The organism is Streptomyces actinomycinicus (assembly GCF_016741775.1).
Taxonomy (GTDB): Bacteria; Actinomycetota; Actinomycetes; order Streptomycetales; family Streptomycetaceae; genus Streptomyces; species Streptomyces actinomycinicus.
In genome coordinates, this window is sequence record NZ_JAERRK010000011.1 from 74122 (window position 1) to 93037 (window position 18916).

General features: G+C 73.2%; 17 protein-coding genes. 11 read left to right on the forward strand and 6 right to left on the reverse strand.

All coding sequences use genetic code 11. From position 1 onward, the window contains the following. The first annotated feature begins 75 nt into the window (after positions 1-75). The 3 genes from JK359_RS21805 (at position 76) to JK359_RS21815 (ending at position 2322) form a co-directional block, all read left to right on the forward strand. Positions 76-1326, forward strand: coding sequence for an ANTAR domain-containing protein (locus JK359_RS21805; protein ID WP_201838125.1), 1251 nt, complete (start codon positions 76-78; stop codon positions 1324-1326). A 179-nt stretch (positions 1327-1505) separates the two neighbouring features. Then, positions 1506-1697 carry a hypothetical protein gene (locus tag JK359_RS21810; protein ID WP_201838127.1) on the forward strand — a complete coding sequence of 64 codons (192 nt, stop codon included), beginning with the start codon at positions 1506-1508 and terminating at the stop codon, positions 1695-1697. Between the two features lie 169 nt (positions 1698-1866). Then, positions 1867-2322: an RpiB/LacA/LacB family sugar-phosphate isomerase gene (locus tag JK359_RS21815; protein ID WP_201838129.1), complete on the forward strand. Its 456-nt coding sequence runs from the start codon at positions 1867-1869 to the stop codon at positions 2320-2322. Between the two features lie 95 nt (positions 2323-2417). Here JK359_RS21815 and JK359_RS21820 read toward each other — a convergent pair whose 3' ends face one another. Then, positions 2418-2783 carry a DUF6479 family protein gene (locus tag JK359_RS21820; RefSeq protein WP_236678235.1) on the reverse strand — a complete coding sequence of 122 codons (366 nt, stop codon included), beginning with the start codon at positions 2781-2783 and terminating at the stop codon, positions 2418-2420. A gap of 164 nt (positions 2784-2947) precedes the next feature. On the opposite strand from JK359_RS21820, the gene JK359_RS21825 reads away from it, so the two are divergent. Both JK359_RS21825 and JK359_RS21830 read left to right on the forward strand, forming a co-directional pair. After that, positions 2948-3322, forward strand: a complete 375-nt coding sequence (locus JK359_RS21825; protein ID WP_201838131.1) for a four-helix bundle copper-binding protein — start codon at positions 2948-2950, stop codon at positions 3320-3322. Positions 3323-3436: 114 nt separating this feature from the next. Then, positions 3437-4615 (forward strand): acyl-CoA dehydrogenase family protein, encoded by a 1179-nt coding sequence (locus JK359_RS21830; protein WP_201838133.1) that lies wholly within the window; start codon positions 3437-3439, stop codon positions 4613-4615. Positions 4616-4761: 146 nt separating this feature from the next. On the opposite strand, the gene JK359_RS21835 is transcribed toward JK359_RS21830, so the two are convergent. Continuing rightward, positions 4762-5208, reverse strand: a complete 447-nt coding sequence (locus JK359_RS21835) for an anthrone oxygenase family protein (RefSeq protein WP_201838135.1) — start codon at positions 5206-5208, stop codon at positions 4762-4764. A 95-nt stretch (positions 5209-5303) separates the two neighbouring features. Between JK359_RS21835 and JK359_RS21840 the strand changes: the two genes are divergently transcribed. Then, the gene (locus JK359_RS21840; protein ID WP_201838137.1) at positions 5304-5882 is read left to right on the forward strand and encodes a TetR/AcrR family transcriptional regulator; all 579 of its coding nucleotides are present in this window, start codon (positions 5304-5306) and stop codon (positions 5880-5882) included. Between the two features lie 223 nt (positions 5883-6105). On the opposite strand, the gene JK359_RS21845 is transcribed toward JK359_RS21840, so the two are convergent. From JK359_RS21845 to JK359_RS21855, 3 genes are all read right to left on the reverse strand, one after another. Next, positions 6106-7068, reverse strand: coding sequence for an alpha/beta fold hydrolase (locus JK359_RS21845; RefSeq protein WP_201838139.1), 963 nt, complete (start codon positions 7066-7068; stop codon positions 6106-6108). A gap of 89 nt (positions 7069-7157) precedes the next feature. Further along, complete coding sequence (locus tag JK359_RS21850; protein WP_201838141.1) at positions 7158-8246, reverse strand: ABC transporter ATP-binding protein; 1089 nt, start codon at positions 8244-8246, stop codon at positions 7158-7160. Continuing rightward, complete coding sequence (locus JK359_RS21855; protein ID WP_201838143.1) at positions 8243-9091, reverse strand: ABC transporter permease; 849 nt, start codon at positions 9089-9091, stop codon at positions 8243-8245. The genes JK359_RS21850 and JK359_RS21855 overlap by 4 nt, the downstream gene beginning before the upstream one ends. Before the next feature lie 454 nt (positions 9092-9545). Between JK359_RS21855 and JK359_RS21860 the strand changes: the two genes are divergently transcribed. Both JK359_RS21860 and JK359_RS21865 read left to right on the forward strand, forming a co-directional pair. After that, positions 9546-10397 carry an oxygenase MpaB family protein gene (locus JK359_RS21860; protein ID WP_201838448.1) on the forward strand — a complete coding sequence of 284 codons (852 nt, stop codon included), beginning with the start codon at positions 9546-9548 and terminating at the stop codon, positions 10395-10397. A gap of 121 nt (positions 10398-10518) precedes the next feature. Next, the gene (locus JK359_RS21865; RefSeq protein WP_201838145.1) at positions 10519-12087 is read left to right on the forward strand and encodes a phytoene desaturase family protein; all 1569 of its coding nucleotides are present in this window, start codon (positions 10519-10521) and stop codon (positions 12085-12087) included. 197 nt (positions 12088-12284) lie between these two features. On the opposite strand, the gene JK359_RS21870 is transcribed toward JK359_RS21865, so the two are convergent. Continuing rightward, a complete protein-coding gene (locus tag JK359_RS21870) occupies positions 12285-14153 on the reverse strand; it encodes a serine hydrolase domain-containing protein (protein WP_201838147.1) in 1869 nt (622 codons plus the stop codon). Positions 14154-14503: 350 nt separating this feature from the next. On the opposite strand from JK359_RS21870, the gene JK359_RS21875 reads away from it, so the two are divergent. From JK359_RS21875 to JK359_RS21885, 3 genes are all read left to right on the forward strand, one after another. Next, positions 14504-15631: a nitronate monooxygenase gene (locus JK359_RS21875; protein WP_201838149.1), complete on the forward strand. Its 1128-nt coding sequence runs from the start codon at positions 14504-14506 to the stop codon at positions 15629-15631. 8 nt (positions 15632-15639) lie between these two features. Then, positions 15640-17190: an acyl-CoA synthetase gene (locus JK359_RS21880; protein ID WP_201838450.1), complete on the forward strand. Its 1551-nt coding sequence runs from the start codon at positions 15640-15642 to the stop codon at positions 17188-17190. Between the two features lie 110 nt (positions 17191-17300). Beyond that, the gene (locus JK359_RS21885) at positions 17301-18797 is read left to right on the forward strand and encodes an acyl-CoA synthetase (protein ID WP_201838151.1); all 1497 of its coding nucleotides are present in this window, start codon (positions 17301-17303) and stop codon (positions 18795-18797) included. Positions 18798-18916: the final 119 nt, after the last annotated feature.

Below are 18916 nucleotides of genomic sequence, written 5' to 3' on the forward strand. Positions count from 1 at the left end.
CCTACCGTGCAAGGTGATGCACAGGCCGGAAAGCGGCCGAACCAGTACCTTGTGACGTCCTGTCTGGGTGATGCCATGAAACCCTCTTCCGGAGGGCCGGCCGCTCCGGCGCCCCTCGTCATCGAATCCTCCGTCGTCGAGGGACTGCCCGCCGAGGGCGCCCTGCTGCTGCGCATGTCGGGCAGTCTCGACGCCGACGGTGCCCGGGCCTGGTCGGACGAGCTGCGCGGACACCTGGAACGGGCCGACCGCGCCGGACTGCGGCCCGTGCTCGACATGGCCCACGTCCAGCTCGGCGGCGCGGCGGTGCTGCGCACGCTCAGTGAGACGACCCGGGCGCGCACCGGTCGCCCGGACCTGGTCATCGTCCGCGCCCGGCCCGGGGTACGGGAGGCGGTGCACCTGGCCCGCCTGGACGGCGTCCAGCTGTACGCCACCCTGGACGAGGCGCTGCGCGAGCTGGCCCGGGCCGCCGCCCGGGTGGAGGAACTGCCCGCCTGGCGGACGCAGATGGCGGACCCGCTGCGGCCCTCGTACGAGGACCTGTACAAGGAGGTAAGGGCGCTGCGTGCCCGGGTGCGCACCGCGCCGGTGATCGGAACGGCGCAGGGTGTGCTCATGGTCCGCTACGGCCTGCCCGACTGCGGCAGCGCGTTCCGGGTGCTCCGCGAGACCTCCCAGCGGTTCAACGTGCCCCTGCGCGTCCTCGTCTCCGCCGTCGTGGTGGCCCGGCCCCCGGACGGCCAGGTGTGGTTCCCGGGGCGCCGCTCGCTGCCCGTGCCGCACCTGCGCATCCTGGCCCGCGGTGGCCGGGACCCCCGCTGCCGGAGGCAGATGGTCGACGCCGTCCTGCACGAGGCGCTGGCTATCGGCCGCGCACCCGCCGGCTACGTGCAGCTCGTGGACCCGGCCGCCAACACCCTGATGCCGGAGACCCACCACGGCTGTGCGGAAACGTTTCTGGACCATCTGGCGCGCGGCCGGGCCGACGGTACGGCCGACGCCGCCGCCCGGACCCGGGGCCGCCCGGTCGACGTGCCCGACGTCGCCACGGACACGCTGCTGTCCGACGACTGCCGGCACGCCCTGCTGGCCACCGGCACCCGCGCGCTGCGGAGCGTCCCGGTGCTGTCCTCGGCCGGCTCCTGCACGGGCGTGATCACCCTGCTCTGGCCCGACGCCGGGCACCGGCCCGCCAGGGCCAGGGCCCAGACGCTGGCCCTGCTGGCCGCCGACACCTCCGCCTGGCTCAGCTGGTACCACCGCACGGTGCTGCTGGACGCCCTCGAACACCTGCACCGGACGCTGAGCCGCCCGGGGCCGTGAGCCGGTCCCGGTGGGCCTGCCTGCCCCGCGGGCCCCGGGGCCGTGAGCCGGTCCGCCGTGGGGGTGCGTCGCCCGCACGGGGAGGCCGTGAGCCGGTCCCGGTGGCTGTGCGTCACCCGCGCCGCCCTGGGAACCCGGACCCCGCACGCAGCACGAACCACCCGGAGGGAGTCCGGCGCATGTCCAATCCGCAGCAGCCCGAACAGCGGCGCAGTGACAAGGGAGGCGCCACCCCGCAGGACGTCGCCGAGCTGAAGGCCCGCCAGGCCCACCGCGATGAGGCCGGCCGCCCGCACGGCTCGGACAAGGGCGCCAAGGGCGGGGGAGAGGGCGGCGGAGTGCCCCCGGCGCAGCAGCCCGAGCACCCCTGACCTCACCCGTCGCACACACCGCACACACCGCACACACCGGACGGCCCCCCGGGGCCGTCCGTCATGTGTGGGGGCAGCCGTCATGTGTGGGGGCAGCCGTCATGTGTGGGGGCAGCCGTCACGTCCGGCGTCGGCCTGCGGGCCGCACGCAGGCGCTACGCTCCGGAGTATGCGGATCTCCGTCTCCTCCGACATGGACGAACCCGTGGCCCGTCTCCTCGTGAGGGAGCTGCGAAGCCGTGGTCACGACGTCCACGAGCACGGTGCGCTGCGGCCCGGGGCCGATGCCCGGTGGGCGGCCTGCTCGGAGGCCGCCGCCCGCGACGTGGCCGAGGGCGCGGCCGATCAGGCCGTGGTGTGCTGCTGGACCGGCACCGGCGCCTCCATCGCGGCCAACAAGGTGCCCGGCGTACGGGCCGCCCTGTGCACGGACGCCACCACGGCGGACGGCGCCCGCCGCTGGAACGACGCCAATGTGCTCGCACTGAGTCTCAGGCTGACGTCCGAACCCGTGCTGAAGGAGATCCTCGACGCATGGTTCACGGCCGAGCCCAGCGAGGACCCCGAGGACCGGACGAATGTGGCCCGCGTCGGCCGCCTGGACGCCGCCCGGGGGGATTCCTAGGGGCGCGGGCGGTCCGGCACGGGCCGGGTCGGCCGGTCGTCCGAGACCGGTGCCGCGGGCGCAGTGGGCGCCGCTAGACCGGTGCCACGGGGGGTTCAGTGGGCCCCGAGGCCGCCGCCGCCGAACGAACCGCTGGATCCTCTGCTCCAGCGCGGGCGCTCCTTCGAGGCGCTCGGCCGGCTGTCCATGTTGGTCAGCTCGTACGGGGTGAGCGGGCGGTCGCCCTTGGCGGTCACCGGCACGTCGGCGGACTCCCTGTTCTCCCGGAGTTCGCGCACCGGCCCTTCCGGCGGGAGCTTGGGCTGTTCCTCGGGGCGCGGGCGCGGGGCCTCGTTGTACCGGACGCGAGAGGTCATCCAGAAGCCGCCGGCGAGCAGTGCCAGGACGGCCACGGCCACGATGAACAGGACCAGGCTCATCAGGCCGCTCGCTGCGGCCAACTGCATCGATGCGGTGTTCATAGGACAGGAATACCCCCTCATAACCGGACGAATCCGGACACTATGGGTCACCTGGTGGTGCTGTACGCGACGGCCCCGGGGGGATGGGGTCCGTCTCCGCGGCAGGGCTCCACGGGCCCCGGGGCGGTGGTTTGGCTGCCGCCCGCCCCGGCTACCCGCACGGGGTGACATCGTCGACTTCGCAGCAGCAGCTCTACCGGTTCCTGGAGGACCGCTTCACCTGCGCCCAGGCGTGCACGGAGTGCGCCCGGGCCTGTGCGGTGCGGGCGAGCCTCGTCGACCCGGACGGCACCGAGCGCCAGGAGCGTGTTCGCCGGCTGGGCATCATGTGCGCCGAGGTGTGCGACGCCACCTGCCGGGTGTTGAGCGAGGAGAACCGGCAGGACGAGGACGGGATGCGGGTCCGGGTGGAGTGGTGCCGCTCGATCTGCCTGGAGTGCGCCCGCGCCTTCGACGACCACCCCGAGGCCGAGTCGGCCGCGGCCACCTGCCGGGCCTGCGCCGACGCGTGCACGGACTTCCTGGAGATGCTGTCCTGAGCGCGCCCTGCCGGACCGGCGCGCGAACTCGAGCCGGGCGCGGCATTCCCTATTTCTGAAACACGTTCTACGGTGTGCGCCGTCAGGACCACCCTTGGGGAGCCTGGAGGCGCCGTGCATCTCGACCACACGCCCGAGCAGCAGCGGCTGCGCACCGAACTGCGCGCCTACTTCGCGGAACTGGTCCCGGACAACGCCTACGCACGGTACGCCGACCCGGCCGCGCAGAAGCGGTTCTACCGTGACACCATCCGCCGCCTCGGCACGGACGGCTGGCTCGGCGTCGGCTGGCCCCGGGAGTACGGCGGGCGCGGCATGACGGCGATGGAACAGTTCATCTTCTTCGACGAGGCCGCCCAGGCCGGCGTACCGCTTCCGCTGATGGCGCTGAACACGGTCGGTCCGACGATCATGCGGTACGGGGACGACGAGCAGAAGGCGTACTTCCTGCCCCGCATCCTCACCGGCGAGATCGACTTCGCCATCGGCTACAGCGAGCCCGACGCCGGCACCGACCTCGCTTCCCTGAAGACCCGTGCCGTGCGCGACGGCGACACGTACGTCGTCAACGGGCAGAAGATCTGGACGACCAACGGCGACACCGCCGACTGGGTGTGGCTGGCCGTGCGCACCGACCCCGACGCCCCGCCGCACAAGGGCATCACCATGCTGCTGGTGCCGACCTCCGACCCCGGTTACTCCTGCACGGTCATCCGCACCCTCGCCTCCCACGACACCACCGCGAGCTACTACGAGAACGTCCGCGTGCCCGTCTCGCGCCGCGTCGGCAAGGAGAACGAGGGCTGGCGCCTGATCACCAACCAGCTCAACCACGAGCGGGTCACCCTCGCCGCACACGGCACCATGGCCGTCCGGGCCCTGCACGACGTGCAGCGCTGGGCACGGGAGACCGAACTCGCCGACGGCCGACGGGTGGCCGACCTGCCCTGGGTGCGCCGGCTGCTGGCCCGCACCCACACCCGGCTCGAGGCGCTCAAGCTCCTCAACTGGCAGATGGTGAGCGCGGTCCAGGACGGTACCCTCACCCCGCAGGACGCCTCCGCGGTCAAGGTCTACGGCTCCGAGGCCCGCCGGGACGCCTACGCCTGGCTCATGGAGGTCGTCGCCGCCGCCGGGCCGCTGCGGGAGGGCTCGGCGAACGCCGTCCTGCACGGCGAACTGGAGCGCGGCTACCGCTCGGCGGTCATCTTCACCTTCGGCGGCGGTAACAACGAGATCCAGCGCGAGATCATCTCCTGGATCGGCCTGGGGATGCCACGGGTACGGCGCTGACCCCCGGTGACCGGGATCGTGCGCCACCGGCTCGGCGTCCGCCCGCGGGGTCAGGAAGCAGATGCCCTGTCGGGCTGCTCACCCTGACGGGGAGGAAGCCGTCGGTGTGCGCGGGCGGACCGGTGCATGCCGGGGCGGCGGGGGCGTCAGGTGAGGGCGGCGACCAGCAGGGTGAAGGCGGCGACGATGACGGCGACGCGGACGTAGTGGTAGCGCTCCCAGCGGTGCAGCTGCTGCTTCCAGTCGGCGGGCCGGTTGCCGGGGGTCCAGGTCCTGTTCCTGTTGTTGATCGGGACGAGCAGCAGCACCGACATGACCACGCTGACGATCAGCAGGCCGGCGGCGGTGACGACGAGTCCGGCGCCGTGGTGGTGCCATCCGGCGACGGCCCAGATCGCGCTGAGGACGAGCGAGCCTATGTACCAGAACGGCATCAGGGCGCCGAGCATCCGGCCGCCGTGCGCGTGGCCGAGCTGGCCGCTGTCCTCGGGAAGCGCGTCCAGGATCCGGTTCATGATGAAGGCGACGGAGAACTCCACCCCCACCATCAGCCCGACGACGACGGTGGTGACGACCTCGAGTGCGTTGAGCATGGGCATGACGATCCCTCCGCTACTAGCGTCGCTAGAAGATGAGGCAACGCTAGCGCTGCTGTCGCTCGATTGTCTAGCGGTGCTAGGATCGGGGTATGTCGGTACAGGAACGCAAGCAGCGCGAACGGGCGGAGCGCGAGCGCCTGATCGTGACGACAGCGCGCGAACTCGCCGAGCAGCAGGGCTGGGACGCTGTCACCACCCGCCGGCTCGCCGAGCGCATCGAATACAGCCAGCCCGTCCTCTACAGCCATTTCCGGGGCAAGCGCGAGATCATCGGTGCCGTCGCCCTCCAGGGGGCCGCCGAACTGGCCACGGCGGTGCGGGCCGCGACCTCGGCCGCGGACGGCCCGCGCGCCCGGGTTGCCGCCCTGGCCCGCGCCTACCTCGACTTCGCCGCACGCAACCCGGCGGTCTACGACGCCCTGTTCCAGCTCGACGGCGGCCTGGCGTACGCGCAGGAGGACACCCCCGAGCCTCTGAAGGACGCCTTCGCCGCCCTCCTGGAGACACTCGGCGACGTCGCCGGCGACGGCGTCCGCCCGGGGCTGTTCACCGAGGTGTTCTGGGCGGCCCTGCACGGCCTGGCCACCCTGACCCGCGCGGGCCGCCTGCTGCCCGAGGACGCCGAGCCGAGGGTGGAGCTGCTGGTGGACCGGCTCGCCATGCTCTGACACACCGTCCCGGCGGGCCGCGACCGTCTCCGCCCGCACCCGGTCAGCGCGTGACGCGCCGCGCTGCCTGGGGGATGCCCGGCTCGCCGCTGATCCTGCGACTCCGGCTGCTGAAGCTGCTGGGCAGCACTGCAGGTGATGAACGTGCCCGGTGCCGGCCGGCAAGCCCGGTCACACCCGCACCGACGCCCGCGGCTCCGCCCGGTCCGTGCGGTGCCCGGGCTCAGGGGCAGGCCTTGAGGAATTCGACGAGTGCCGCGTTGACCTCGTCCGGGCGCTCCTGCTGGGTCCAGTGCCCGCAGCCCGGCAGCTCCAGCGGCTCGCGCCACAGACTGGGCATCAGGGCGGGGAGGTTCGCGATGAGTTCGGGGGTGCCGGGGAAGGCGGGGACGAGGTCGCGGTCGCCGTAGACGTACAGTGCGGGCCGGGTGACCGGGGCGTCCTGCCAGGCAGCGGTGAGTTCCCAGTTGCGGTCCAGGTTGCGGTACCAGTTGAGCGCCCCCGTGAAGCCCTGGGAGAAGCTCTCGGTGAGCGCGTCGAGATCCTCCTCGGTGAACCATGCCGGCAGCACCTCGGGGTCGGGCATGTCCGCCAGCCACCCCCGCTCGAGGTCGACGAGCGGCTGCCCGGCCTCGCCGGAGGAGTGCGCGGCGCCGGAACCGAAGTGGAAGAACTTCCGCAGGGTGGTGCGCACGTCCCTGCCGAACTCCGCGTCGGCGACACCGGGGCGGTCGAAGTAGTTCCAGTAGAAACGGCCACCGAACTTCCGGTCCATCGCGGTGAGCGGCGGCTCCGGCCCACGGAAGGGCGGCGGCACGCTCAGGCCGGCCACCGCGAGCACCATGTCGGGCCGCAGCAGGGCGGTGTGCCAGGCGACCGGCGCCCCCCAGTCGTGCCCGACGACGTACGCCTTCTCCTCACCCAGGGCATGGATCAGCCCGACGACGTCACCGACCAGGTGGAGGATCGTGTACGCCCCGACGTCGTCCGGACGGTCGCTGCGCCCGTAACCCCGCTGGTCCGGGGCGACCACCCGGAAGCCCGCGTCGGCGAGCGGGCCGAACTGGTGGCGCCAGGAGTGCCAGGACTCGGGGAAACCGTGCAGCAGTACCACGAGAGGGCCGGCGCCCTGCTCGGCGACGTGCAGCCGGATGCCGTTCACGTCGACCATGCGATGCTCCGCCATGTGCCCGAGCGTACGTGCCGTGATCCGCGCGGAGCGTGTTCCACCGGCGTGGCGGGCGGGGCGTTTCCCGCGGCCTGCCGTCCGACGTGTCAGGCGGGGTAGGCGTGTGTCTGGGCGGCCTTGACCGTAGCCCAGACGGGGGCACCGGGACGCAGGTCCAGCTCGGCCGCGGCGACCGTCGTCAGGTCCGCCGCGAGCGGCAGCTCGCCGGCGAGGTCGGCGCGGATCTGGTCGCCGTGGGTCTCCAGGCCGGCGACCTCGCAGCGCCACACGTTGCGGGCGCTGGAGCCGGTGGGACGGTCGCGGTGCAGGGTCACCGCACCGGGCGGAAAGGCGACGAAGACCGGGCCGGTGAGGTCCTCGGTGGTCGTGATCCCGGGTCCCGCGTCGAGCCGTACCGAATGTCCCTCCGCCTCGCCCCGGTAGAGGTTGAGTCCGACCAGGTGCGCGATGTAGTCGGTGCGCGGGTGCCGGGCGATGTCGGAGGGCGTGCCCTCCTGGACGACGCGGCCGTCCTCCACGACGACGAGGTGGTCGGCCAGGACCATCGCGTCCAGCGGGTCGTGTGTGACGAGCAGGGCGACTGCCTCGAAGTCGGCCAGGTGGTGCCGGAGCTGGGCGCGGACGTCCAGGCGGGTACGGGCGTCGAGGGCGGCGAGCGGCTCGTCGAGGAGCAGCAGCCGGGGGCGGGTGGCCAGGGCGCGGGCCAGGGCGACGCGCTGGGCCTGGCCGCCGGACAGCCGGCGGGGCTTGGCCGAGGAGTGCTCGGTGAGCCCCATCCGGTCCAGCCACACGGCGGCCTGCGCGCGGGCCTGCGATTTCGGCACGCCGTGGCAGCGAGGTCCGAAGGCCACGTTGTCCAGCGCGGACAGGTGGGGGAAGAGCAGGTAGTCCTGGAAGACGACGCCCACCGGACGGGACTCGGGGGACATCCGGTCCAGCTCGGCGCCGTCCAGCCGGAGGTGCCCGCCGGTGAGCGGCACCAGCCCGGCGAGGGCGCGCAGCGCGGTCGTCTTGCCGGCGCCGTTCGGGCCGAGGAGCGCGACCACGTCTCCGGGCGCCGCGGTCAGCGTCACGTCGAGACGGAAGGCGCCCCGCTCGACCACCAGCCGGGCGTCGAGGCCCTCGGCGGACGATCCCGGCGTGCCCTCGTGCGGGAGCTTCAGGGTGCCGGTCACGAGGCGGTCATCCAACGGTCCCGCAGCCCGGCCAGCACCGCGATCGACACGGCCAGCAGCACCAGGCTGAGTGCGATCGCCGCGTCCGGGTCGTTCTGCAGCGCCAGGTAGACGGCGAGGGGCATGGTCTGGGTGCGGCCGGGGAAGTTGCCGGCGAAGGTGATCGTCGCGCCGAACTCACCGAGTGCCCGGGCCCAGGCCAGCACGGCGCCCGCGGCGATGCCCGGGGCGATCAACGGCAGGGTGACCCGGCGGAACGCGGTGAAGCGGGACGCGCCGAGCGTGGTGGCCGCTTCCTCGTAACGGGGGTCGGCGGCGCGCAGGGTGCCCTCGACGCTGATGACCAGGAACGGCATCGCCACGAACGCCTCCGCGACCACGACCCCGGTGGTGGTGAACGGCAGGGTGATCCCGAACCAGGAGTCGAGCCACTGGCCGACGACCCCGTTGCGGCCCAGGGCGAGGAGCAGGGCCACACCGCCGACGACCGGCGGCAGCACGAGCGGCAGCGTCACCAGGGCCCGTACGAACCCACGCCCCGGGAACTCGACCCGCGCCAGCAGCCAGGCCAGCGGGACGCCGAACACCAGGCTGACGGCGGTCGCGGCGGTGGCACTGACGAGGGACAGCTGAAGCGCCTGCCACACCTCGGGGCTGGTCAGCAGCTCCGGCATGCTCCGCCACGGGGCCCTGATCAGCAGGGCGACGAGCGGCAGGACCAGGAACACCAGGCCGGCCAGCGCGGGCAGGAGGAGAGGCAGGGGTGCGCCCCCGCGGGCACGGCGGCGCCGCGGCCGGTCCGTGCGGGGGCCGGCCGGGGCGCCGGTGAGGTGGGGCGGGGTCACGGCGCGAGGAATCCGGCCACCCGGGGCGACCGGCGGGTACGGCGCACGGAACGCGTCATCACGGGTCCACTCCCTCGGGGTCCTGAACGGGCTCGTCCACGGTCCTTCCAGGACCACGTTCGCCGACTCGGTCACGGCAACCGGCCGCGGCCGTGTGCCTGCGCCGATCATACTGTCGCGGGTGCGAGGGAAAAGACCCCTGTCACATCGCATGAGCCGACCAGTGCCGCGGCCCGCCTGGCATGTGCGTTCGTACGTGACCCGCCTCGCGTGACCCGCCTCGCGCGGAACCGCCGGGGCTTCGATCCTCACCGGTCCCGGGCCTCGGGGAAGCGGAAGAGCAGGCGTCGCCGTACCGCCCGGGCCTCCCGATCCCCCGCGGGCCCGCGAGACGTGGCGAGCACGAGCCTTGATACCGCCCGCGGACGCCGCTCAGACTGCCGGTGTGGACGGCATGGACACGTGTGCCGACCCGGGTCTCTTCGGCCCCGGCTCGGTGACCTGGCAGATGCACGGCGACCCCATGATGTGGATCGCCGGCGTGCGCGCGCTCTACCTCCAGGCGCTGCACCCGCGTGCGGTCCGCGGGGTGCTGCAGAACTCCGACTTCCGACGCGACGCCTGGGGCCGGCTGCTGCGCACCGCGGACTTCGTCGGGACGACGACGTACGGCACCAGCGAGGCCGCCGAACGTGCCGGGGCCCGCGTGCGGAAGATCCACGGCATGCTGTGGGCGACCGACCCGGACACCGGGGAGAGGTACGGCGTCGGCGAACCCGAACTGCTGCTGTGGGTGCACTGCGCGGAGATCGACTCCTACGTCCACGTCATGCGCCGCTCCGGCTACCCGCTCACCGACGCGCAGACCGACCGGTACATAGCCGAACACCGGATCAGCGCCCGGCTGGTGGGACTCGACCCGGAGAACGTACCCGCGAGCCGCGCCGAACTCGCCGCGTACTTCGAGAAGGTGCGCCCGGACCTGGCCGCCGGACCCGAGGCGCGCACGGTGGACGACTTCCTGCTCCGCCCGCCGACCCACCCCCTCCTCGTACCGGCCCGTGCGCTGGTGTGGCGGCGCGTGGCGGACCTGGCGTACGCCGCGCTGCCGCCGTACGCCCATGCGCTGTACGGCAGACCGGCCCCCGCGCCGGCCGTCGTCACCCGCCGGCTGCGCGCCACCGGCGTGCTGCTCCGCGGTGTTCCGGCCCGGCTTCGCTGGCAGCTGCCGCCGAAGCACATCCTGCGCGCCATGGCACGGCTCGGCCCGGACACACGCCCGGCCCTGCACAGGGCGGGGCCGTGATCACCCCCGGCGCCGCACGGAGGGGGGCCTTGACCGCTCCCCGGTGCCGTACGGACCGGGCTCGTGATCCGCCCCGGGCCCGCCTCTGGCCGTCGTGGATCACCGCGTGCTACGAAGAACCATGTCTGCGAACGAGGGAACCCGCGCGTACGACGCCGTCATCGTCGGTGGCGGCCACAACGGCCTGGTCGCCGCCGCCTACCTGGCCCGGGCCGGCCGCTCCGTGCTGATCCTGGAACGGCTGGACCACACCGGCGGCGCGGCCGTCTCGACCCGCCCGTTCGCCGGGGTCGACGCCCGCCTCTCCCGGTACTCCTACCTGGTCAGCCTGCTCCCGCAGAAGATCGTGGACGACCTCGGACTGGACTTCCGGGTCCGCTCCCGCACCATCTCCTCCTACACCCCCGTCGAGCGGGCGGGACGGCCCACCGGACTCCTCGTCGGCGGCGGCGAGCAGCGCACCCGGGACGCCTTCGCCCGGCTGACCGGCGGCGAGCAGGAGTACGCGGCCTGGCAGCGCTTCTACGGCATGACGGGCCGCCTCGCCCGGCGCGTGTTCCCGACGCTCACCGAGCCGCTGCCCACCCGTGACGAACTGCGCCGCCGCATCGACGACGAGACCGCCTGGCGGGTCCTGTTCGAGGACCCGATCGGCGTCGCGATCGAGGAGAACTTCACCGACGACCTGGTCCGGGGCATCGTTCTCACCGACGGGCTCATCGGCACCTTCGCCGACGCCCACGACCCGTCCCTGGCCCAGAACCGCTGTTTCCTCTACCACGTGATCGGCGGCGGCACCGGCGCCTGGGACGTACCCGTCGGCGGCATGGGCGCCCTCACCGACGCGCTGTCCGCGGCGGCGCGTTCGGCCGGCGCGGTCGTCGCCACCGGCCACGAGGCGGTCCGCATCCACACCGACGGGCGCACCGCCGAGATCACCTACCGCACGGCCGACGGCGAGGGGGTCGCCGCGGCCCGGCACGTCCTGGTGAACGCCTCCCCGCAGGAACTGGCCGTCCTCACCGGCGACCCGGCCCCGCAACCCGCCGAAGGGGCCCAGCTCAAGATCAACATGCTGCTGGAACGGCTGCCCAGGCTGCGCGACCCCGACACCGACCCGCGCGAGGCGTTCGCCGGCACCTTCCACATCGCCGAGGGCTACCGCGAGCTGGCCACCGCCCACGCCCAGGCCGCCGCGGGCGAACTCCCCGCCGCCCCGCCGTCGGAGATCTACTGCCACTCCCTGACCGACCCCACCATCCTCGGGCCCGGCCTCGCCGAGCGCGGCTACCAGACACTCACCCTCTTCGGCCTGCACACCCCGGCCCGGCTCTTCGACCGGGACAACGACGCCGTCCGCGAGGAACTGCTGAAGTCCACCCTCGCCCAGCTCGACGCCCACCTCGCCGAACCCCTGGCCGACTGCCTGGCCACCGACGCCGACGGCCGCCCCTGCATCGAGGCGAAGACCCCGCTCGACCTCGAACGGGACCTGCGGCTGCCCGGCGGGAACATCTTCCACCGGGCACTGTCCTGGCCGTACGCGCAGGAGGACGGGGGCACCGGCCGCTGGGGAGTGGAGACCCGGCACGCCAACGTCCTGCTGTGCGGGGCGGGCGCGGTGCGCGGGGGAGGGGTGAGCGGGGTACCGGGCCACAACGCGGCCATGGCGGTACTGGAGCGCGACTGACCGGCTCCGCCGTCCGGCTCGGCCGGCCGCGCGCCCGCCGTCCGCTCCCGGCCGGCCGAGCCCCACTGCGGTCCGCCTTGCTCCGCCTCGAGCTGCCTCGGTCCGCGTCGGTCCGCCTCGGTCCGCGTCGGTCCACCTCGGTCCACCTCGGTCCGCGTCGGTCCACCTCGGTCCGCGTCGGTCCGCCTCGGGCCGCTTCAGTCGGCCGAGCGCTGCCAGCCCACCGTCGTGATGCGGGCCGTGTCCGCCGGGCGTGCCCCGTCGAACAGCACCGCCTCGCCCGCCTCGACACGCAACGCGTCCGCATAGGCGCCCCGGCCGACGTACAGCCGGTCGGTGGTGTACCGCCAGCGCACGGTGAGCCGGCGCTCGGCCGGGAGAGGGGCGGTCAGGCGGTGCCAGACACGGCCCGACCAGCCCGTGACCGTGCCGGCCGGGTGGTCCCGTGGGTCCTCGTCGTGGCGGACGTCGTGGCGGACGGTGGTGAAGGCGACCGGCTGCCAGGCGGAGCCGCCGTCCGTGCTCGACTCCAGGGCCAGGACGTCCGCCCCGGGCTCGGTGTCCCACCACAGCGCACACCGCAGAAACGCTTCGCCGGCCGAGGTGTCGAGCGCGGGCAGGGTGAGCGTCGCCGTGGTGGCGCTCGCCATGCCCGAGAACCACGCCGTACGCCCCCGCGCCGGGCGGACCGGCACGGCACGGGCCAGGCCGTTGCCCGCGGCGACGCGGGGAGCGGAGCCGGACCGCCAGGTGCGCACGGGATGCACCGAGTTGCCGAGCACGACGAGGAACGAGTCCGTCGTCGGATCGAGGACGAGCGAGGTACCGGTGAAGCCGGTGTGGCCCGCAGTGCGCGGGGTGGCCAGCGCACCCATGTACCAGTGCTGGTACAGCTCGAAGCCGAGCCCGTGCTCATGGCCGGGGAACGCCGTGTTGAAGTCGGTGAACAGCAGCTCCGCCGACTCCGGCCGCAGCACCCGCGTCCTGCCGTGGACGCCGCCGTTCAGCAGGGTGCGGCCGAGTACGGCGAGGTCCCAGGCGCAGGAGAAGACCCCGGCGTGGCCCGCGACGCCGCCCAGGCTGTACGCGTTCTCGTCGTGCACCTCGCCCCACACCAGGCCCCGGTCAAGTCCCGACCAGGGCCTGCGGGCGTCCTCCGTCGCCGCGATCCGCGGCTTCCAGGAGGCGGGCGGGTTGTACCGGGTGCGGTGCAGCCCGAGCGGGCCGGTGATCCCGTCGTGGAGAAGCGCGTCCAGGGTGCGGCCCGTGATCCGTTCCAGCACCAGCTGGAGGGAGATCAGGTTCAGGTCCGAGTACAGGTAGGTGCTGCCGGGCGGGTTGAGCGGCGCCTCGCCGAAGACGAGCCGGAGCTTCTCCTCGCGCGTCGGTGCGTTGTACAGCGGGATCCAGGAGCGCAGACCCGAGGTGTGGGTGAGCAGCTGACGGATCGTGACGTCCTGCTTGCCCGCGGCCCCGAACTCCGGGAGGTACGAGGCGACCGTCGCCTCCCGCTCCAGGCTGCCCCGCTCCATCTGCTGCACCGCGAGGACCGACGTGAACAGCTTCGAGACGGAGGCCAGGTCGAACACGGTGTCCCGGGCCATCGGGATCTGCCGCTCGGGCGGTAACTCGACCCCGCTGTCGGTCTTCTCGTCGTACGCGGCATAGCGCACCGCCGTGCCGATCGGCTCGTGCAGGGCCACGGTGTGCCCACGCCCGGCGAGCAGGACGGCGCCCGCGTACCAGGGGTGCCGGGGGGAGGGCGCGAGGAACGCCCGGGCGTCCGCGACGAGTTGCCGCAGATGGGCGGGGAGCAGTCCGGCGCGTTCGGGTGAGCCGTGGCGCAGGGTGCGGTGGGTGGCGGTGGACGCGGGGCCGACGGGCGCGGTGCCGGCGGGTGTCGGGACCGCAGGCGGGGGCGTGGGTGTTGGTGTCCGGGCTGCGGCGGTGGCCGGGTTGCCGGGGAGCGCGCCGAGGGCCAGTGCGCCGCCCGCGGCCAGGGAACCCGCCACCAGCCGGCGGCGCGTCGGACCGCTCGCTCGTCCGCCTGCAAGGTCGTCCGTCATCGCGCGGCCTCCCGGCTGAAACTATCTTTCGGGGCTTGCCCTGCCGGTGAAACTTTCCTGTCAGGGGGGAGGTGTGTCAACGGGGCACGGGACGGTGGTCCGGAATCCGACGGCTCTGCCGGACCGTCCGAGCGGCTCCGGTCGGACCGGTCGAGGGGATCCGATGGATCTGGCCGAGGGGATCCGATGGATCCGGCCGAGTGGCTGTGGCGGAGCGGACCGCATGGCTGTGGCGGAGCGGACCGCGTGGCTCGGTGGGCGGAGTGGCTGTGCGGAGCGGACCGGCATGGATTTGACGGAGCATCAGAAAAGGTCTTCCGTCGTCCGGCGGGCTGCGGCATCCTGCGCCCATGCAGACGGAGCTGAGCAGGAAACTGGGAATCGAGCACGCCGTCTTCGGCTTCACGCCGTTCCCTGCCGTGGCCGCGGCGATCAGCCGGGCCGGCGGCTTCGGTGTGCTCGGTGCGGTCCGCTACACCGCCCCCGACGACCTCAAACGCGACCTCGACTGGCTCGACGCGCACGCCGGGGGCCGGCCCTACGGGCTGGACGTGGTGATGCCCGCCAAGAAGGTGGAAGCCGCGGAAGGCCGCACGCTGACGGAGGCGGACATCGAGGCGATGATCCCGGAAGGGCACCGGCAGTTCGTGCGGGACACCCTCGCCAGGCACGGGGTCCCGGAACTGGCCGACGGCGAGACGTCCGGATGGCGGATCACCGGCTGGATGGAGCAGGTCGCCCGTACCCAGCTCGACGTCGCCTTCGACTACCCGATCCGGCTGCTGGCCAATGCGCTCGGCTCCCCGCCCGCCGACGTCGTCGCCCGTGCCCACGACCGGGACGTCCTGGTCGCCGCGCTCGCCGGCAGCGCCCGGCACGCCCGCAAGCACCAGGAGGCCGGCATCGACGTCGTCGTGGCCCAGGGCTACGAGGCCGGCGGCCACACCGGGGAGATCGCCACCATGGTGCTCACCCCCGAGGTCGTGGACGCCGTCGACCCGCTGCCCGTACTGGCCGCAGGAGGCATCGGCAGCGGCCGGCAGGTGGCCGCCGCGCTCAGCCTGGGCGCCCAAGGTGTGTGGCTGGGCTCTATATGGCTGACCACCACAGAAGCAGACCTCCACTCGCCCGCCCTGACCCGCAAACTCCTCGCCGCTGGATCCGGGGACACCGTCCGCTCCCGCGCCCTGACCGGGAAACCCGCGCGTCAGCTCCGGACCGGGTGGACCGACGCCTGGGACGACCCGGCCGGGCCCGGCACCCTGCCCATGCCGCTGCAGGGACTGCTGGTCGCGGAGGCGGTCTCCCGCATCCAGAAGTACGAGGTCGAGCCGCTGCTCGGCACCCCCGTGGGCCAGATCGTCGGCCGCATGACCGGCGAACGCAGCGTCCGGGCCGTCTTCGACGACCTCACCCGCGGCTTCGAGCAGGCCGTGGACCGCATCAACCGCATCGCCGGAAGGAGCGGCCAGTCGTGAGCGCATCCATGAGCACACCCCCCGCCGGATTCTGGGCGCAGGCCGCCCAGGACCCCGGCCGGGCCGTCCTCGTCGCCCCCGACGGAGAGGAGTGGACCGCGGGCCGCCTGCACGCCGCCGCCAACCGGCTCGTGCACGGGCTGCGTGCGGCCGGCCTGACGCGTGGTGACGCCTTCGCCGTGGTCCTGCCTAACGGCGTCGAGTTCCTCACCGCCTACCTGGCCGCGACCCAGGCCGGCCTCTATCTGGTGCCGGTCAACCACCACCTCGTCGGCCCCGAGATCGCCTGGATCGTCGCCGACTCCGGCGCCAAGGTCCTCATCGCGCACGAGCGGTTCGCCGACGCGGCGCGCCGGGCCGCCGACGAGGCCGGGCTGCCGGCCGGCCACCGGTACGCGGTCGGTGCCGTCGACGGCTTCCGGCCCTACCCCGAACTCCTCGCCGGGCAGCCCGAGTCGGCCCCCTCCGCCCGCGAACTCGGCTGGGTCATGAACTACACCTCCGGTACGACCGGACGCCCCCGCGGCATCCGGCGCCCGCTGTCCGGCAAGGCGCCCGAGGAGTCGTACCTGGGCGGCTTCCTCGGCATCTTCGGTATCCGGCCGTTCGACGGCAACGTCCACCTCGTCTGCTCGCCGCTCTACCACACGGCCGTCCTGCAGTTCGCCGGCGCGTCCCTGCACCTGGGACACCGCCTGGTACTGATGGACAAGTGGATGCCAGAGGAGATGCTCCGCCTCATCGACACCCACGACTGCACCCACACCCATATGGTCCCGACCCAGTTCCACCGGCTGCTGGCCCTTCCGGACGAGGTGAAGGCCCGCCACGACGTCTCGTCCATGCGGCACGCCATCCACGGTGCCGCCCCCTGCCCGGACCACGTGAAACGAGCCATGATCGACTGGTGGGGACACTGTGTGGAGGAGTACTACGCGGCCAGCGAGGGCGGTGGTGCCTTCGCCACCGCCGAGGACTGGCTGAAGAAGCCCGGCACGGTCGGCAAGGCCTGGCCGATCAGCGAACTCGCGGTCTTCGACGACGACGGCGACCGGCTCCCGCCCGGCCGGCTCGGCACCGTCTACATGAAGATGAACACCGGCGGTTTCACGTACCACAAGGACGAGGCCAAGACCCGCAAGAACCGAATCGGCGACTTCTTCACCGTCGGCGACCTCGGCTACCTGGACGAGGACGGCTACCTCTTCCTCCGCGACCGCAAGATCGACATGATCATCTCCGGCGGGGTCAACATCTACCCGGCCGAGATCGAATCCGTCCTCCTCTCCCACCCGGCGGTCGCCGACGCCGCTGCCTTCGGCATCCCGCACGACGACTGGGGCGAGGAGGTCAAGGCCGTGGTCGAGCCGGCCCCGGGACACGAACCGGGACCCGGGCTGACCGCCGCCCTCCTCGCCCACTGCTCCGACCGGCTGGCCGGCTACAAGCGGCCGAAGAGCATCGACTTCATCGCCGAGATGCCCCGCGACCCCAACGGGAAGCTGTACAAGCGGCGGCTGCGGGAGCCGTACTGGGAGGGACGCACCCGGCCGGTGTGACCCGCGCCCGGCGGGGCGGCCGACCGGCGGGGCCGGGGCGACGGCGAGCGAGCGTGCCCGGCCCCCCGGGTGCTTGACCGGCACGGCCGGCGGCCCGAGGATCGGCTGTCATGATGCAGGGACACGGCAGCACGGTCGACGGGGTGCTGCGGCGCAGCGCCCGCCGCACCCCGGCGCGCGTCGCGGTGGAGTACGGCGAGCGGGCCTGGACGTACGAGCAACTGGACGACGCCGTCTCCCGCGCGGCCGCGCTGCTGCTCGCCGAGGGCCTCGTGCCCGGCGACCGGGTCGCCGCCTACGGCCACAACTCCGACGCCTATCTGATCGCCTTCCTCGCCTGCGCCCGCGCGGGCCTGGTCCACGTGCCGGTCAACCAGAACCTCACCGGTGACGACCTGGCGTACCTCATCGGCCAGTCCGGCAGCACCCTGGTCCTCACCGACCCGGACCTCGCCGGACGACTGCCGCACGGAGCACGGTCGTTGCCGTTGCGGAACGCGGACGACTCGCTGCTCGCCCGGCTCCCCGGAGCGACGCCGTACGCCGGCCCCGACCCGCGCACCGAGGACCTGGTGCAACTGCTGTACACCTCCGGCACGACCGCCCTGCCCAAGGGCGCGATGATGACCCACCGGGCCCTGGTGCACGAGTACCTGAGCGCGATCACTGCGCTCGATCTGAGCGCGGGCGACCGTCCGGTGCACGCGCTGCCGCTGTACCACTCGGCGCAGATGCACGTGTTCCTGCTGCCCTCGCTCGCGGTGGGCGCGACCAGCATCATCCTGGACGCCCCGGACGGGGACCGGCTGTTCGACCTGATCGAAGCGGGCCGCGTGGACAGCCTGTTCGCGCCGCCCACGGTGTGGATCGGCCTGGCCAACCGGCCCGACTTCGCCACCCGTGACCTCGGCGGCCTGCGCAAGGCCTACTACGGCGCCTCGATCATGCCGGTGCCCGTGCTGGAACGGCTGCGTGAGCGCCTGCCGAAGCTCGCCCTCTACAACTGCTTCGGGCAGAGTGAGATCGGCCCGCTGGCCACCGTGCTCGGCCCCGGCGAGCACGAGGGCCGGCTGGACTCCTGCGGGCGGACCGTACTGTTCGTGGACGCCCGGGTCGTGGACGGGACCGGCGCGGACGTGCCGGACGGCACCCCCGGCGAGATCGTCTACAGGTCACCGCAGTTGTGCGAGGGCTACTGGGACAGGCCGGAGGAGAGCGCCGAGGCCTTCCGCGACGGCTGGTTCCACTCCGGCGACCTCGCGGTGCGGGACGCCGACGGCTACTTCACCATCGTCGACCGGGTGAAGGACGTCATCAACTCCGGTGGCGTACTGGTGGCTTCGCGTCAGGTCGAGGACGCCCTGTACACCCATGAGGCGGTCGCCGAGGCCGCCGTGATCGGCCTGCCCGACGAGCGGTGGATCGAGGCCGTCACGGCGGTCGTCGTCCCCCGGGGCGAGGTGACCGAGGACCAGCTCATCGCGCACGTGAAGCAGAAGCTCACGCCGTTCAAGGCGCCCAAACAGGTGCTGTTCGTCGACGAGTTGCCGCGCAACGCCAGCGGCAAGATCCTCAAACGCGAGCTGCGGGACCGCTTCAGCGGCTAGGCCGGGCCGGGCCTGCGGCGGTGGACGCCGGCGTCGCGGGGCCGGCCTGCCCGACGCTACGGGGTGCCGCTGCGGACCGTTGTGCGGCTGCGGGACCGTCCTGTCTGATCGCGCAGTTC